This window comes from Chryseobacterium culicis (assembly GCF_002979755.1).
Lineage (GTDB): Bacteria > Bacteroidota > Bacteroidia > Flavobacteriales > Weeksellaceae > Chryseobacterium > Chryseobacterium culicis_A.
On the sequence record NZ_PCPP01000001.1, the window covers coordinates 2,802,735 to 2,819,543 of the forward strand.

Here is a 16,809-nt window from a genome sequence, read left to right on the forward strand (position 1 = left end):
ATGTTAAATACGAAAAAAAATAATACAAACTTAATTTTTTTTTAACCATGATTTTGAAATCACATTTTTTTATAATGTTTTCAACCATACAATACTTTTTATCACTAAATTTGTGATAAAGACCACCGCTGAATGAAAAAAAAATTATGTTTTCTGTTTATGTTTTGCATTTTCACCTTTGCTTTTGCTCAGTTGGACCGGGAGCATTGGTTTGCTCCAATGATAGACAGAACAGGCGCTCCCAATCCTTATCAGAAACTTTATTTATCTACTAACAGAACAACTCCTTTTCCTGTAAGCATTTACAATAATAATGTTCTGATTGGAACAGTAAATATCAGTAAAAATAACCCTCAGAAATTTGATGTATTAAGGACTTATATTATTACCAAACTGCAGGCAGATTTATTTACTCCCACTACAAAAGGATTATACCTTAAGGCAGAATTCCCTTTTTATGCCAATTTAAGATTCTCAGTGTTCAACCATGGAGAAATTATTACTTCCAAAGGAATTTCTTCCACAGGACTGAAATTTTACGCAGCTGTCACACCTATTACAGTGAGCAATTCCATTCTGAATTTCATGACCAGTGTACTGGCAACTGAAGATAATACCAGTGTTACTATTTCCGGGTACAGTCCTAACGTTCAGTTTTCAAATGGAACAACTGGGACAACCAATCCTACAATGACTTTCACTTTAAATAAAGGACAATCCTACATTATTGATGGAATTGGAAACATAACAACAAACTTTGATGGTTTTATTGGGGCTAAAATTACTTCAACCAAACCCATCAATATCACCAATGGAAACTTTAATGGTCAATATGCAGGAAATCATCCAGCTGGTTCAGATATTTTAATGGATCAGGCAGTACCTGTCAACAGGCTTGGAAATGAATTTGCCCTTGTAAAAGGTAACGGTTCTATTGGCTCCCATATGGAAGGGGCTATTGTAATTGCTACTGAAGATAATACTCAAATTTTTGTAAACGATGAAATTCCACCTATTGCAACCCTTAATGCAGGAAAATATTTTGTCATTCCTGACTCAAAATATATCCTTCAGGGCAATGGACATTATAACTTATATCTCAAAACATCAAAAAATGCTTATGTCTACCAAACTTTAGCAGGAGTTTCAAATCCAGGAAATGAAACGGCCACCGGTGGATTTAATTATATTCCTGCTTTGAACTGTTACCTGCCAAAGCAAATTAATGAACTTGGACTTATTGATGAAAATTTTGTTCATTCCATTGGTAATCCCGGAGGAGTGCTGAATATACCTACAAAACTGAACATCATTACAGAACGTGGTGCTATTATTACAGTAAATGGAGCTAATCCTCCTGCAATAACCGGCCCTTACAATATGACAGGTACAACGAATTGGGTTACCTATGGTATTCCCAATGTAACAGGTACAATTACTATAGCTTCAAATAGAGCAATTATGGCTGGGATCACTGCCGGCAGTGATGCTGTAGGATATGGAGGCTTTTTTGCCGGCTTTCCTACACAACCTGTTATTTTACAATCCGGAGGCGGCTGTATTCCAGGAATGAGTCTTACCGTAGATCCTTTTATTTATGATACCTACCAATGGTATAGAAACGGGGTTATTGTTCCGGGAGCTACCACTTCATCAATCACCCCTACATTATCAGGATATTACACTTGCTCTGTAACAATGGGAAGTTGTGCACCTTTGGTTACTGAACAATTTAAAGTTCTGAACTGTACAAAACTTACCAATACTTCATATAACGCATGTAATGTTAAAACCATAATTCCTGCATTCAGTAGTTCATCACAGACTCCCAGCCCAAGCACTGTAGCTGTTACCACAGCACCTTCATTGGGTACAGCTGTTGTAAACCCTGCAACCGGTATTATTACTTATACTGTAAATACTCTGGGTACAACGGGAACAGATACATTCACTTATACATTCTGCGGAGACGATCCTGACTTCCCGGATTGTGAAACAGTCACTGTCACCCTGAATATTCAGGCTCTAACGGTAATGAATGCAGCATTATCTGCGTGTGATATCAATGGACAGGGAACCTTCAACCTTACAACAGCAAATGTTACCAGCAACTCTCCTGTTACCATTACTTATTATCCTACCCTATTGGATGCTCAAAATGAAAATGCAGCAGCATTGATTGCTAACCCAACTGCCTATACTGCAACTAACGGAACAATCATATATGCGGTTGTTAATGACCATATTGGCTGTAAAAATATTGCACAAATAACACTATCCCTTTTTAATAAAGCAATTGTACTGGACAACTACAATGGTGTTTTCTGTGATGATAATCTGGATGGAACGGTTACCGTCATACTTTCCAATATCACCCCTATTGTACTTAATAATCCAAATTATTTTCCTACTGTAAGATATTACGCAAACCTGGCTGATGCTAACGCCGGAAACAATAATAATCTTCCTAATAACTGGAGCTATACCGCGACCACAACGATTTACATCAGAGTAGATTCTCCCGATGGTTGTGCTTCTGTTATCAAACCTTTACAATTCAGTATTGGAGCCAAAATAACATTAATTACAAAAACCGTTACAGAAACTACTTGTGACGATGACCTGGATGGAATAAAAAGTGTCAACTTAGCCCAGTTTATTCCTCAGTTTACCTTAGATCCAAATGTTACTTTTACTTTTCATGCAACTTTAGCAGATGCTCAGAACAATGTAAATATTGTTGCCTTACCTGTTAACATTACAGGTTCTCAGACTTATTATATCCGTTTTGAAAAAAATGGAGTTTGTCCGGAAGTAGGCACTCTCAAAATCAATATTAAAGTTCCTAAAAAATCAGACGTATTAAAAGATAAAGCTATCTGTCCGAAAACCACTACCACACTGAATGCAGGACCTGGTTTTGAAAAATACTTATGGAGTACAGGAGCTACAACACCTTCCATCACAAATGTTGGCCCGGGAAGCTATTGGGTGGAACTAACCTTCAATGGTTGTACTTACAAGCAATATGTAAACGTAACGGAATTACCTCTTCCTATCATTACGTCTATTGAAATTGATGGAACGACAGTAAAAGTTGGGGCAAGCGGTGGTACACCTCCTTATGAATATTCTTTGGATGGCGTAGTATGGCAGAGTTCCAATATTTTCTACAATGTACCTAGAGGTGCACACAATATATTTGTAAGAGACTCTAAAATGTGTGAGGATGTTAAAAAGCCATTTGCCATTATTAATCTGATCAACACCATTACTCCAAATGGGGACGGCTATAATGAAGTAATAGACTATTCTGCTTTAATGAAAAATGAGAATCTTATATTCAGGATCTTTGACAGATATGGTGCAGAAGTCTTCAGAGGTACTCCTGAAAACAGATACACCTGGGACGGAAGAGTCGGTGGCAGATATGTTCCTACAGCTAATTATTGGTACTTTATCACGTGGACAGAATATGGTTCCAGCCTTATGGTAAAATATACAAGCTGGTTGCTGGTAAAACACAGATAACAACAGAAAACCGGAAGAAAGAACCCCACTCTTTCTTCCGGTTTTTTATTTAAATCTTCGATTTTTTAAATGAATGGTAAGTTTCTAACACTCCTTAACAATTAAATCCCAAAGTTTAATATAACTTTAACCACTATTCTTCATCTAATTACACAGAATTGCTTTATTTCTATGTAATTTTGCGCATTATATGAAGAAACTGTTTACTCTACTGCTATTGGTTTTTCTGGCAAAAATTAATGCACAAATATATTCCGGAGAGGTATTTCTGAGAGACAACTCAATTTTATATCTCAATCAGGTTTATGTCACTAACCTGAATACACAGAAAACTGTTCTTACGGACTACAATGGTAATTTTAATATTCCTGCCAATGTCGGGGATGTGATTCGCTTTACCTCTATCGTTACTGAAAGAAAAGATATTAAGATGACTCCTCAATCCATGGAACAAAAAAATCTGGTTGAGCTGAAAATAGCATATTATGAAATTCAGGAAATTGTTCTTAGCAGATTCAAGCCTACCGGAAATCTTCGGTATGATGTGAACTCTTTAAGAAAAGAAGACAAAGCACATGCTCTTAAAAAAGTAATTGGCCTTCCTGAGCCAAAAGGTGACGGAACTCCTCCGGAGCTTCCTGTTGCCGGACTGCGGGATGGAGGACTTACCTTTAGCCTTGAAAGTATCTATGATATTCTCTCCGGAGAACGAAAGAAAAAACAACGTTATCAGGCCTATGAAAGGATGAACAGCTCTGTAGCTCAGATTAAAAATTATCTGGGTAAAGATTATTTTACAAAATTTAAGATTCCTGAAAATTTAATCGATAACTTCCTTCAGTTTGTTTATACTTCAGAAAATATCCAGGCTTATGTATTGGCGGGCAACTTTGAAGCGGTAAAAATTCCTATTGAAAAATATCTTCCTATCTATCAGAAAAGGCTTAGAAGCTCGCATCTTCAGGAAGTTGTAAGCAGTAATTAGAAATTTCGGAAAGAAATTACTCACAATATTGAATAACTCGTGTGCTTTACACGGGTTATTTTTTTGTTAAATGACCGAAAAATGCACGCTATAGTTTACCACAACATCTACAATACGAATTATTCAACTTTTACAACATATTCTTCTTCAATATTCAAAAATATGTTTAATTTTATCTCACAAACAAGTGTTTAAAATAAAAACACGAGATATTCGTTATCAAATAAAAAACTAAGCAACCGGAACGCAAATTAAGAGTGAAACACCCAATTTCTAACTTAATATGAATTAATGAAAAAAGTACTTTTACTTCTTGGATGTATGTTATTTTTTACAGTCTCTGCCCAAAAACAAGGTAAAGACTATAGTAATATTCTGAAAAGTAAGAATATCTACGAGATCAATGCTTTTTTGCGAGATGCCCATCCTGATGACCCCCGAAGATCCGTTCTGAAACCAAGGGTAATGGAAATGATGAAAGAATACATCAAAGATGCACACCCTGCTGATCAGAAGGTAAAAGATATGCAGGAAATGCTTGCTATGCTGAGAAGAAGACCTTCTACCAAAATTACTTTTGATGAAATGAATGCCATCATCAAACAAAAACAGATTGCAAAATATAAGGCTGAACTTGCTGCCAAACAATCTACCACTGTATATACTCCAAGTAGTGCCCAAAATACATATGTTGTAAACGCTGCTGCTAATACCGCAGTTCCCAACGCTGAAGCAGAAGAATTCAACATGCTGATGGCAGTTTCTCCTGTAGAACATAAAAACAGGACCGTAAAAATCTTAAATTCTCTATTTGATAATGATCCTAATGCTAAAGAATGCATTGTCATGATTCAAAATAAATCAGACTGTAATATCATTGTCAGAATGGAAGGTGTGGGAATCACCAAATACAGACTTGCAGTTCCGGCTCAGGGAGAAGGCTCTATTGTGGTGGAAAAAGGTCAGTATCTTTTCTCGAGTTTAGTTTGCGGGGCACAGTATGCATCACAAAAAACAATAGAAAGACCCATTATGGTGGCCTTAGGAAGTCACTAAGCTCAATCAGAAACGAATTATCACTCTGTCTTTTACCTCCAAAAGACAGAGATTCTCCATAAATTTTTAGTATTTTTGCACTCATTTTATAATTCAATGGGCAAGAATAAATTAGCAAGATTTGCAGAAAACAAAATATTACCAAATGTAATCCAACCTACAAGAGAAGACGCTTTAAAAGGCTTTGAACTTAAAGGAAAATGGAGAGATAATTTCTTTAAAAATGACCATCCGGTTGTATTGGAATTAGGGTGTGGAAAGGGAGAATATTCTGTAGGACTCGCAAAAACATTTCCTGAAAAAAACTTTATCGGAGTAGATATTAAAGGGGCAAGATTCTGGTTTGGAGCGAAAGAAGCCGTAGAAAACAACATGAATAATGTAGCTTTTTTAAGAACTCAGATCGAACTTGTTGATTATTTCTTTGCTGAAAATGAAGTAGACGAAATATGGATTACATTCCCGGATCCCCAAATAAAATATAAAAGAACAAAACACAGATTAACACATCCGGACTTTTTAGACCGTTATAAAAAATTCCTGAAGCCAGGAGGCATCATTCACCTGAAAACAGATTCAGAGTTCCTGCATGGGTATACCCTTGGATATTTACAGGGTGCAGGGTATGAAATCATTTCTGCTCACCATGATATCTATGGGGCTCCAGAATACGATCCTAATACGGAACATTTGAGAGATATTAAAACGTATTATGAAGAGCTATTCTCAGCGAAAGGAAAAACTATTACTTACATTAAATTCCGGATAAGCTGATGAATTAAAAAAACTTGATGAAAAAAAATTTTTTAACGATTTTATTCTTCACATTTCTTATCCCCAACTTTACACAAGCTCAAAAAAGCAGTAAAGACATCTTAAAAAGCACAAACATTAAAGAAATTGAAGAATACCTGAAGAACGCACACCCTGACGATCCTAAAAAGAGTGTGCTGAAACCTAAGCTCATTGCTTTAAAAAATGCCGAATGGACAAAAGGAGCCCGTACTGCCAAACCTATGGAAACCAGGCCTGTCATTACAGATATTCCAAAAGGGGCTATGAGAAATCCTAATTCGGATGATGCTGAAGAATTTAGGAAACTTATCACTGAAACATCTGCTGAACATAAACAAAAAACAGTGAATGTACTGAATGCTATGTTTAATGAGGATATCAGCCGCAAGGAAGCAATTCTCTTGTTCAAAAATAATTCTGACTGTAATATTGTATTACGGATTGAAGGAAAAGAATTTTACAACCTTGCTGTTCCTGCTCATGCGGAAAATTTCATTGTCCTCAACAAGGATTCCTATACCTTTAGCAGTAATATCTGTGATGTGAAATATTCGTCTCGGAAAGACATTAAAAAAAGTATATTTGTAACGATAGACAATCCAAAACCGGGCGGCGCTGAACTGAAATCAGCCCAAAAGGAACCGATAAAGGAAAAGTCACTGAAAAAACAAAAATCAAAAAATAAAATAGGATGAAAAAACTATTCGTTTTTATCGGAACTTCTTTGATTATTGCCAGCTGTAATGTAAACTACGGAGGCTATCCGGGAAGAACCTCCTACCCTTATCCTGCTAACAATACAGGGAACAGAACGAATACAGAAAGAGAATACAATGAGCTTATAAAGACGTATAAGCCTGAAACAGCTGATGTACTCAATGATCTTCTTAACAGTGATGATCCTAAAAATCCGAAAACCTCTGTTTCCGTAGAAAACAAATCTCCATGCAATATGGTGCTTACAGTGAGCGGGAATAATTTTTTCAAGAAAATACCCATTGGTACCGGAAAAATAGGATACACAATGGTACCGAAAAATCAAAATTACAGATTATCGGGTATGCTTTGTAATTCTACTTATCAGTCTACAAAGTTTGTCACAACTTCCTATTCTATAAAGCTTTCAAACTAAAATATAACCTGCAGATTTCTGTGGATTTTTATTTTAATAAAACGAACCACAATGACTTGCAGACGACTGTATAAACAATAAAAAAACGCTGGATCGAAATCCAGCGTTTTTCCTATATTAAAGAAAATCTTTAATTATTCTGCATCGAAATCAGCATCTGTATCAGCAGATACTTTTTCTCCTTCTTCTTTAGATTTTTCTTTATCAGCTTTTCTTTGAGACTGACCTTCTTTGATAGATTCAGAAACTACGCTAAGGATCATATCAATAGACTTAGAAGCATCATCGTTTCCTGGGATAACGAAATCAACTTTTCTAGGGTCAGAGTTTGTATCAACGATACCGAAAACTGGAATACCTAGTTTCTTAGCTTCAGTTACTGCGATGTGTTCTCTTAAGATATCAACTACAAATACAGCAGATGGAAGTCTCACCATGTCAGCGATAGAACCTAAGTTCTTCTCTAGGTTAGCTCTTTGTCTGTCAACTTGTAATCTTTCTTTTTTAGATAAAGTTTCGAATGTACCGTCTTTTTTCATTTTATCGATAGCATTCATCTTCTTTACAGCCTTTCTGATAGTAACGAAGTTTGTTAACATACCTCCTGGCCATCTTTCTGTAATATAAGGCATATTAAGTTCAGAAGCGTGTTTTGCAACAACTTCTTTCGCTTGCTTCTTAGTAGCTACGAAAAGAACTTTTTTACCTGCAGAAGTTAATTTCTCTAAAGCATTGCAAGCTTCATCTAATTTAACTGCTGTTTTATGTAAGTCTACAATGTGAATACCGTTCTTCTCCATAAAAATGTATGGAGCCATATTTGGATTCCACTTTCTAGTCATGTGACCGAAGTGTACGCCAGCCTCTAAAAGGTCTTTTACATTTGCTTTTGCCATGTTTTCTGTTTTTGTTAGTTTACTTTCCGTCTTTTAAACAATCAACAACTTCTTTAGATGGGAGAAGCGTTTGGATGCTAAACGTAACGGGCAATTGGCGGTCTGCTTTTTGCTTTTGGCAATTGGCTTTTCGCCGAGATTAAGTTTAAAAAAAATTTAATACATTTCTGTAGCCAATAGCCAATAGCCATCTGCCAACGAGAAATCTTAACGTTTTGAGAATTGGAATCTCTTTCTTGCTTTTTTCTGACCTGGCTTCTTTCTTTCCACCATTCTTGCGTCTCTTGTAAGTAAACCAGCTGGCTTCAATGCTAACCTGAACTCAGCGTTGATTTCGCATAAAGCTCTTGAAATACCTAATCTGATAGCTTCTGCCTGACCTGTATTACCACCACCGAATACGTTCACGGTAACGTCATACTGACCAACAGTCTCAGAAAGGATAAACGGTTGGTTTAATTTGTAAACCATCACGTCTGTAGAGAAATATTCTTTAGCATCTTTACCGTTTACTGTAATAACACCAGAACCTGGTTTTACATAAACTCTCGCTACAGAAGTTTTTCTTCTTCCGATTTTGTGAACTATAGACATAATTAATTATTTAAATTCGTTAACATTAATTGTTTTTGGCTGTTGAGCTTCATGTTTGTGCTCAGTTCCTTCATATAAATAAAGGTTCTTAAGGATAGCAGATCCTAATCTGTTTTTAGGTAACATACCTTTTACAGATTTCTCTAATACCTTTAAAGAATCTTTCTTTTGAAGTTCAGCCGCAGTCATAGACTTCTGTCCACCAGGATATCCTGTATGCCAGATATAAGTCTTATCAGCCCACTTGTTTCCGGAAAGTGTTATTTTCCCAGCATTCAAAACGATTACGTTATCACCACAATCTACGTGAGGTGTGTAGTTCGTTTTGTGCTTACCTCTCAAAATCTTTGCAACCGTAGAAGCTAATCTACCTAACGGCTGTCCTTCAGCGTCTACCACAACCCATTCTTTATTAGCAGTAGCTTTGTTCGCTGAAACAGTTTTGTAACTTAATGTATTCACACGTTTTAGTTAAAGATTAAACATAATTTACCCCTAAAAGGGTGTGCAAAGGTACAAATTATTTTCGTAACCCAAAAACATATTTTATTTAATCTATATAATCTTGGTTGTACGGCCCTGTATCAATAGATTTTAACACTAATTACAATTTTGGCATAAATCTTGCGAACTCATGAGCCGATGAAAAAAACACTTCGAAGATTCTAAAAACACCAATGAAACAGCAAAGAGTTTATTCCCTCGACTCTTTCTTTTATTAAATTTACTTTAAAGATTTCCGTAAAAAATGTTAATATAATTATAATTTCATTGAAATAATTATATTTGCGTTAATCATATTCCATAATCCATGAGCCACGGAAAACTAAGAGAAGATAAGACCTGCCTGAACTGCGGGCAACAGGTTGAAGAAAGGTTCTGCCCACACTGTGGACAGGAAAATATTGAAAGCCGACAACCTTTTCATTTTCTCTTTACTCATTTCATTGAGGATTTCACCCATTATGACGGACAGTTCTGGAGAACTATACAGTATTTATTTACCCGCCCCGGATTACTTACCAAAGAATATCTGGCTGGTAAAAGACAATTGTATGTGGCTCCTGTAAAACTGTATATATTTATAAGTTTCCTTACATTTTTCCTCCCCAATATTTTGCCTCACGCCAAAGAAGAAGCCGAAAAGCCCAGCCACATTAAAAAGGAAACAAAAGCAAAAAATCCGAAAGAAATTTCAAAAGACATTGTAAAAGATTTACAAAAAGAAGGTGTTCTGTCACACGAAGCAGCAACAACCACCCAAAAAGCATTGGATACTTTAAAGGCGTTGGATACGACAAAAATTAAAGCCACTCAAGAAAAGACTGAAATTTTTGACAATACATTTGATGCTAAAGATGCATCCATTATGAATGCTGATACCATAAAACAGTATGATTCTATACTCGCAAAGGATAAAACAGGGATCTATTCATTAATGAGACCTCTGGCAAAAAAAGCGTTTTCATTAAAGGAAGAAGGATATAGCAAGCATCAGATCTGGGAAAAATATAAAGAGAACTTCATTCATACCATTCCCAAAGCACTCTTCGTTTATCTGCCCATATTTGCATTCTTTTTATGGCTGTTCCATAATAAGAAGAAATGGTGGTACTTTGACCATGGAATTTTTACCCTTCACTATTTTTCATTCCTTTTATTAGCAATACTTATATTTATAGTAGGTGAAAGGATTACAAGCTTTCTGCCGGGCAACAATTTACTTACCTTATTATATATTCTAGCCTGTATGGGACTAGGTCTCTATATGACAATCTATTTTTTTGTCGCCCATCACAGGGTGTATGAAACAAAAAAAAGAATAAGTATTCTGAAAGGCTCTTTATTATTTATTATAAATTATATCGGATTGATTCTGATGTTTATGATACTGATGTATCTCAGTTTTATTATGCTTCACTAATTTCTAAGGGATTTGTTTCCTCTGAAGCTTGCAAATAAGTAATAGGCAACAAAAACTGTTGAAAATTTTAAGATTGATGGAATTGCCAGTTCAAGTTTAAAAATCAAAGCCCCAATAAGAACCAGAATGGCCATGGCTACAAATGAAAGACCCATTTTTTTAGGCAGTGTAAAATTGGGAGTATCCAGATAATAAGCAATTCCCCAGGCAGAACCAAAGGCAAAGGCATAGTAAATATCCAGTCCGATATTTTGTGAACTTAAAAAGAAATAATTAATCAGGAAGCTTACTACAGTTCCTAAAGCGAAATACATCAGAGCTTTTTGCATGTCTGTAAAAATATTCTGCAAAAATAGAGAATTTAATTGGGTGCAGAATCCTTACAAAGATTTAATTATTGAATTAAAGGTTGCTTTTCATGAGTGGATAAAGATTGGGTTTCGGAAAAATCCAGACAGTATCACTGAAACAATGCAATATCACCTAAAAAGGTAATTGACAACAAACACCGCAAATGATAAATTTGAAATAAAATCAAAAGCTGGAATTCCCTCATACCGTTTTACAGACATCCAACATGAGAGACCTGATTTTGAAGAAAAAAATACACAAACCAAAATTAATAGACATGAAAAAGATTTCCCAAAAAACAGTAAAAATTACTGACTTTCAAGAAAGTAATATTGAAGTAAATGTCATAATCAGTGCCAATACACAATTTGGAGATCCCCATTTTATCATCAATGGAATGAGGATCGATGACAACAATTCAAGTGACGGTAAATTTTCTTTTACCATTCCAAAAGCAGCTTTAACCTCTGATAATTTACTTTTCGCGACCTCTTTTAATATCAATATGCAGGTGAACCATCTGCAGATTCTAATCAATACCTGCAGAATAAAATTTGAATTCCCTCAAATTCCCGGCAAGAACTTTCATTTTAATCCTTTCGAAGGTAAAACGACTGAAGATTTGGCTGACAGATTTATCTATGGGGTTTATAAATACATAAAAATTGAGCTATGAAAAAGATATTATTAGCAGCTCTGACCGCTGGATCTACCCTACTATTTTCTCAAAACAAAGAAATTAGTGCAGAGTTAAACAAACTGGAGCTTTCCAATGCACCCAGTGTGATGCTTCTTGGTTTAGCAAGTTCTGATTTGGAAACCCCAAAATCAAAAAAGGCTTTCATGACCAGTATTGTCAATTCATTCAGTGAAAATGAAGGTCTTCCCAATGCCTATGCAGTAGAACTTACCCCTACTCATTTATTTCCTCTCACGGAGATGGATGCATTGAAGTATGCCGGCATTAAAAGCATTAAAAAATCAGATAATACCTATGAGTATAAGAATAACATTTTCAGTGAAGCAAAAAACGTTTCTGTCTCGTTTGCCTTTCTGAGAAATTATAAAATTGAAGACCTCGACACGGAAAATCCTTCGGTATCTTTTTCTTTACGAACCACCCTATTTAAAGTAAGGAATAAAAAAAATATAGACGCTATCACAGCCTCAAACACGAATATTTCAAAGGAATTAACCGATATCCAAAGGGAATTTGAAAAGTCAGAAAAATACAATAGCATAATCACATCCAATGCCAAACCAAATGAAATACAAGAAAAACTTGCAAAAGCATTAGATGAGTTTGCCACAGATTATTACAAAACCGAAACTGAAAAATATAAAAAATACCTTGACGAAAAACCTGCTTTTCAATTAGATGTGGCCTCAGCCTACAGTACTTTCTTTTTAGATAACCAGTTCAAAAATAATCAATTTGGGAAATTGGGATTCTGGATGACCATGAGTTCCGGAATCAACCTTGAAAGAACAAGAGATCCTAAGAAAGATGAAGGTCAAAATAATGATAAATCAAAAGTAACCATTAAAGAAACCTCTGCCACAGACGCTTCAAAAATTGAAAAAAGATTGAATTTCTATGCGGTTGCCAGATATATGCAGGATAAAACAGTTTATGATGTTGCTAACGGATTCAGCCAAACCAACAATTATGATTTGGGTGGAAAAATAGAACTCGTATACAATAAATTCTCTATTGGCTATGAATTCATTTACAGAAGCAGTGATTTGGACAACACCTTCCGTTCCAATGGAATCATCAACTATAAAGTGTCTGACAGTGTGTACATCAATGCTGCATTTGGGAAAAATTACGGGGATAAGAACAACCTCATTTCATTTCTAGGATTAAACTGGGGACTGGACAGCAAGAGAAAAACACTTTTTTCAGAAAAAAAATAAAACAGAACGCTTTACTGAAATAAAAACCAAACTTCAGTGTAAAACAATAAAAAAATGTCAGCAGATTTTGATCTGCTGACATTTACATTTTTACAGAATAGCGTAATAATCTGTAAAATACAGACCTGACCTCCAACAAAGTCTATCAGTCCAAAAGAATAATTATCATAAAACACTGTAAATCAAAACACTAATACACCATTCAGGGTTTTCATTTTATTACTATATTTGAGAACTTAGAAACTTTCTAGAATTTTTATGGAAACCCAAAAATATACTCCAACCAACAAGGTAAGAATCGTAACTGCTGCCTCATTATTTGATGGGCATGATGCTGCGATCAATATTATGCGTCGTGTTATTCAGGGAACAGGATGCGAAGTGATCCATTTAGGACACGATAAATCGGCAGAGGAAGTTGTAAATACAGCGATCCAGGAAGATGCGAATGCTATTGCATTAACTTCATATCAGGGAGGTCACAACGAATATTTCAAATATATCTATGACCTTTTGAGAGAAAAAAACTCACCGCAGATCAAAATTTTTGGTGGCGGTGGCGGGGTAATCCTTCCGGAAGAAATCAAAGACCTTATGTCTTACGGAATCGATAGAATTTATTCTCCGGATGACGGCCGCGAACTGGGGCTTCAGGGAATGATTGATGATTTGGTACACAGATCGGATTTTGCAACAGGAAAAGATGTTACGGCTAAAGATCTTGACGATATCAGTTTTGAAAACCCGTCCAGCATTGCACAAATCATCTCAGCCGTTGAAAACTTTTCAGAAGAAAAACCTGAGCTTGTAAAAGCTATTGACGAAAAATCTAAAGATTTAACAATTCCAATTATTGGTATTACAGGTACAGGAGGAGCTGGTAAATCTTCTTTAACAGACGAATTGGTAAGACGTTTCTTACGTTCAAATACGGATAAAAAAATCGCCATTATTTCCATTGACCCTTCGAAAAAGAAAACCGGAGGTGCTTTATTGGGAGACAGAATCCGTATGAACGCGATTAATGATCCTAGAGTTTATATGCGTTCTATGGCAACCAGAGAAAACAACGTTTCTGTTTCGCCGTTTATTCATTCTGCATTGAATGTACTGAAACTGGCTCATCCGGACGTAATTATCCTTGAAACTTCAGGAATTGGACAGTCTGGTTCAGAAGTTTCAGATTTTGCAGACGTTTCTATGTACGTAATGACTCCTGAATATGGAGCTTCTACACAGTTGGAAAAAATTGACATGCTAGATTACGCAGATCTTGTGGCATTAAATAAATCTGACAAACGTGGTGCATTGGATGCTCTTCAGGCGGTAAGAAAACAGTTCCAGAGAAACCATTTATTATGGGAAAGCCCATTAGATGATATGCCTGTGTATGCAACGAAAGCATCTCAGTTTAATGATCATGGAACCACTGAATTATACAACAGACTTGTTTCAAAAGTAAATGATAAATTCTCCGAATTAAACCTAAAGACTTTTGTAGAACAGGAAATTACAGAAGAAGTAACCATTATCCCTCCGAAAAGAGTTCGTTACCTTTCTGAAATTGTTGAAAATAATAAGCAATACGATATCAATATTGAAAAGCAGGCTGAACTGGCCAGAAAAATGTATCATATTGAAGGCGTAAAAAATATCATTTCCAATGAAGTTTTAGAAGCTGAATATCAAAAGGCTGAAAAAGAACTTCAACAGGATAATATTGATTTCCTGAAAACATGGGATGACACGAAAAAAGCTTTCCATGCAGAGTTTTATTCTTATTATGTAAGAGGAAAAGAAATTAAAGTTGAAACTTCCACAGAATCTTTATCTCACTTAAGAATTCCAAAAATTGCATTACCAAAGTACAATGACTGGGGAGATCTGATCCAATGGAAAGGACAGGAAAATCTTCCGGGAAGTTTCCCTTATACAGCGGGTATTTATCCGTTTAAAAGAACCGGTGAAGATCCTACAAGGATGTTTGCAGGAGAAGGAGGCCCTGAAAGAACCAACAGAAGATTTCACTATGTTTCTGCAGAAATGCCTGCAAAACGTTTATCTACAGCATTTGACTCCGTAACATTATACGGTCAGGATCCTGCTTTACCACCAGATATTTATGGTAAAATTGGAAATGCAGGAGTTTCTATTGCTACGCTGGATGATGCTAAAAAGCTATATTCAGGATTTGATCTTGTGAATGCTTTAACTTCAGTTTCAATGACTATCAACGGTCCTGCACCGATGCTGTTGGCTTTCTTTATGAATGCTGCCATCGACCAGAATGTTGAAAAATATATCAAAGAAAATGGTTTAGAGGCTAAAGTAGAAGCTAAACTGAAGGAGAAATTTGACAACAAAGGTTTAGAAAGACCAAAATATAATGGGGAACTTCCTCCATCCAACAATGGTTTAGGGCTACAGCTTTTAGGATTAACAGGTGATGAAGTAATTCCTGCAGAGGTATATGCGGAAATCAAAGCTAAAACGATTGCTACTGTTCGTGGTACTGTTCAGGCTGACATCTTAAAAGAAGACCAGGCTCAGAATACATGTATTTTCTCTACAGAATTTGCATTGAGACTGATGGGTGATGTTCAGGAATATTTCATCAGAGAAAAAGTAAGAAACTTCTACTCTGTTTCCATTTCAGGATATCATATTGCTGAAGCAGGAGCTAATCCGGTTTCCCAATTGGCATTCACACTGGCAAATGGTTTCACTTATGTGGAATATTACTTAAGCCGTGGAATGGACATCAATGACTTTGCACCGAACTTATCTTTCTTCTTCTCCAATGGTATCGACCCTGAATATTCAGTAATCGGGCGTGTGGCAAGAAGAATCTGGGCAAAAGCCATGAAATTGAAATACGGAGCTGACGAAAGAAGCCAGATGCTGAAATACCACATCCAGACTTCAGGACGTTCTCTCCACGCTCAGGAAATTGATTTCAATGATATCAGAACAACTCTTCAGGCGCTTTACGCAATCTATGACAACTGTAATTCACTTCACACCAATGCGTATGACGAAGCAATTACAACGCCTACTGAGCAATCTGTAAGAAGAGCAATGGCTATCCAGCTGATCATCAATAAAGAATTAGGATTGGCTAAAAACGAGAATCCGCTTCAGGGATCATTCATCATTGAAGAATTAACGGATCTTGTAGAAGAAGCTGTTTATACTGAATTCGACAGAATCACGGAAAGAGGTGGTGTTCTTGGAGCGATGGAAACCATGTACCAGCGTTCAAAAATCCAGGAAGAATCTATGCATTACGAATGGCTGAAACATACAGGTGAATATCCGATTATTGGAGTGAATACTTTCTTAGGAAAAGATGGTTCACCAACCGTTTTACCAGGAGAAGTTATCCGTTCTACGGAAGAGGAAAAACAGGCACAGATTGAATCTCTTCATAACTTCCAACAGGCCAATGAAAATAAGTCTGAGGAAGCTTTAAGAGAACTTCAGCATGCAGCTATTAACCAGCAAAACTTATTTGAAGTGATGATGGATGCCGTAAAATACTGTTCTCTGGGACAGATCACCAATGCTTTATTTGAAGTGGGTGGTAAATACAGAAGAAATATGTAAGTTTATACAGCAAATATTT

Annotated in this window: 14 protein-coding genes; 10 read left to right on the forward strand and 4 right to left on the reverse strand. The window is 36.0% G+C overall.

All coding sequences use genetic code 11. From position 1 onward, the window contains the following. Positions 1-132: 132 nt before the first annotated feature. The 6 genes from CQ022_RS12750 to CQ022_RS12775 all read left to right on the forward strand — a co-directional run bounded on the left by CQ022_RS12750 (position 133) and on the right by CQ022_RS12775 (position 7,499). Positions 133-3,531, forward strand: a complete 3,399-nt coding sequence (locus CQ022_RS12750) for a T9SS type B sorting domain-containing protein (protein WP_165791614.1) — start codon at positions 133-135, stop codon at positions 3,529-3,531. 190 nt (positions 3,532-3,721) lie between these two features. Then, entirely contained in the window at positions 3,722-4,516 is a 795-nt protein-coding gene (locus CQ022_RS12755; RefSeq protein WP_105681729.1) for a hypothetical protein, read from the forward strand. 291 nt (positions 4,517-4,807) lie between these two features. After that, a complete protein-coding gene (locus CQ022_RS12760) occupies positions 4,808-5,572 on the forward strand; it encodes a DUF6759 domain-containing protein (RefSeq protein ID WP_105681730.1) in 765 nt (254 codons plus the stop codon). A gap of 96 nt (positions 5,573-5,668) precedes the next feature. After that, entirely contained in the window at positions 5,669-6,346 is a 678-nt protein-coding gene (trmB, locus tag CQ022_RS12765) for a tRNA (guanosine(46)-N7)-methyltransferase TrmB (RefSeq protein ID WP_105681731.1), read from the forward strand. A gap of 17 nt (positions 6,347-6,363) precedes the next feature. Continuing rightward, positions 6,364-7,062 (forward strand): DUF6759 domain-containing protein, encoded by a 699-nt coding sequence (locus tag CQ022_RS12770; RefSeq protein WP_228421553.1) that lies wholly within the window; start codon positions 6,364-6,366, stop codon positions 7,060-7,062. Next, positions 7,059-7,499, forward strand: coding sequence for a DUF6759 domain-containing protein (locus CQ022_RS12775; protein WP_105681732.1), 441 nt, complete (start codon positions 7,059-7,061; stop codon positions 7,497-7,499). The genes CQ022_RS12770 and CQ022_RS12775 overlap by 4 nt, the downstream gene beginning before the upstream one ends. A gap of 134 nt (positions 7,500-7,633) precedes the next feature. On the opposite strand, the gene rpsB is transcribed toward CQ022_RS12775, so the two are convergent. The 3 genes from rpsB to rplM all read right to left on the reverse strand — a co-directional run bounded on the left by rpsB (position 7,634) and on the right by rplM (position 9,451). Then, on the reverse strand, positions 7,634-8,395 hold the full coding sequence (gene rpsB, locus CQ022_RS12780; RefSeq protein WP_002976219.1) for a 30S ribosomal protein S2: 762 nt from the start codon (positions 8,393-8,395) through the stop codon (positions 7,634-7,636). 207 nt (positions 8,396-8,602) lie between these two features. Continuing rightward, complete coding sequence (gene rpsI, locus CQ022_RS12785) at positions 8,603-8,989, reverse strand: 30S ribosomal protein S9 (protein WP_002976218.1); 387 nt, start codon at positions 8,987-8,989, stop codon at positions 8,603-8,605. A 6-nt stretch (positions 8,990-8,995) separates the two neighbouring features. Further along, the gene (rplM, locus tag CQ022_RS12790; protein ID WP_105681733.1) at positions 8,996-9,451 is read right to left on the reverse strand and encodes a 50S ribosomal protein L13; all 456 of its coding nucleotides are present in this window, start codon (positions 9,449-9,451) and stop codon (positions 8,996-8,998) included. A 349-nt stretch (positions 9,452-9,800) separates the two neighbouring features. On the opposite strand from rplM, the gene CQ022_RS12795 reads away from it, so the two are divergent. Next, entirely contained in the window at positions 9,801-10,913 is a 1,113-nt protein-coding gene (locus tag CQ022_RS12795; RefSeq protein ID WP_105681734.1) for a DUF3667 domain-containing protein, read from the forward strand. On the opposite strand, the gene CQ022_RS12800 is transcribed toward CQ022_RS12795, so the two are convergent. Further along, a complete protein-coding gene (locus CQ022_RS12800) occupies positions 10,910-11,242 on the reverse strand; it encodes a hypothetical protein (protein WP_105681735.1) in 333 nt (110 codons plus the stop codon). The genes CQ022_RS12795 and CQ022_RS12800 overlap by 4 nt on opposite strands. A 299-nt stretch (positions 11,243-11,541) precedes the next feature. Between CQ022_RS12800 and CQ022_RS12805 the strand changes: the two genes are divergently transcribed. The 3 genes from CQ022_RS12805 to CQ022_RS12815 all read left to right on the forward strand — a co-directional run bounded on the left by CQ022_RS12805 (position 11,542) and on the right by CQ022_RS12815 (position 16,790). Then, complete coding sequence (locus CQ022_RS12805; protein ID WP_123864433.1) at positions 11,542-11,940, forward strand: hypothetical protein; 399 nt, start codon at positions 11,542-11,544, stop codon at positions 11,938-11,940. Continuing rightward, positions 11,937-13,184, forward strand: coding sequence for a hypothetical protein (locus CQ022_RS12810; RefSeq protein ID WP_105681737.1), 1,248 nt, complete (start codon positions 11,937-11,939; stop codon positions 13,182-13,184). The genes CQ022_RS12805 and CQ022_RS12810 overlap by 4 nt, the downstream gene beginning before the upstream one ends. 258 nt (positions 13,185-13,442) lie before the next feature. Continuing rightward, a complete protein-coding gene (locus CQ022_RS12815; RefSeq protein WP_105681738.1) occupies positions 13,443-16,790 on the forward strand; it encodes a methylmalonyl-CoA mutase family protein in 3,348 nt (1,115 codons plus the stop codon). Positions 16,791-16,809: the final 19 nt, after the last annotated feature.

Coding starts and splice junctions, on each gene's coding strand:
- CQ022_RS12770 (WP_228421553.1), top strand. CDS start 6,364: ATGAAAAAAAATTTTTTAACGATTTTATTCTTCACATTTCTTATCCCC.
- CQ022_RS12755 (WP_105681729.1), top strand. CDS start 3,722: ATGAAGAAACTGTTTACTCTACTGCTATTGGTTTTTCTGGCAAAAATT.
- CQ022_RS12795 (WP_105681734.1), top strand. CDS start 9,801: ATGAGCCACGGAAAACTAAGAGAAGATAAGACCTGCCTGAACTGCGGG.
- CQ022_RS12750 (WP_165791614.1), top strand. CDS start 133: ATGAAAAAAAAATTATGTTTTCTGTTTATGTTTTGCATTTTCACCTTT.
- trmB (WP_105681731.1), top strand. CDS start 5,669: ATGGGCAAGAATAAATTAGCAAGATTTGCAGAAAACAAAATATTACCA.
- rpsB (WP_002976219.1), bottom strand. CDS start 8,395: ATGGCAAAAGCAAATGTAAAAGACCTTTTAGAGGCTGGCGTACACTTC.
- CQ022_RS12810 (WP_105681737.1), top strand. CDS start 11,937: ATGAAAAAGATATTATTAGCAGCTCTGACCGCTGGATCTACCCTACTA.
- CQ022_RS12815 (WP_105681738.1), top strand. CDS start 13,443: ATGGAAACCCAAAAATATACTCCAACCAACAAGGTAAGAATCGTAACT.
- CQ022_RS12775 (WP_105681732.1), top strand. CDS start 7,059: ATGAAAAAACTATTCGTTTTTATCGGAACTTCTTTGATTATTGCCAGC.
- CQ022_RS12760 (WP_105681730.1), top strand. CDS start 4,808: ATGAAAAAAGTACTTTTACTTCTTGGATGTATGTTATTTTTTACAGTC.
- CQ022_RS12800 (WP_105681735.1), bottom strand. CDS start 11,242: ATGCAAAAAGCTCTGATGTATTTCGCTTTAGGAACTGTAGTAAGCTTC.
- rpsI (WP_002976218.1), bottom strand. CDS start 8,989: ATGTCTATAGTTCACAAAATCGGAAGAAGAAAAACTTCTGTAGCGAGA.
- CQ022_RS12805 (WP_123864433.1), top strand. CDS start 11,542: ATGAAAAAGATTTCCCAAAAAACAGTAAAAATTACTGACTTTCAAGAA.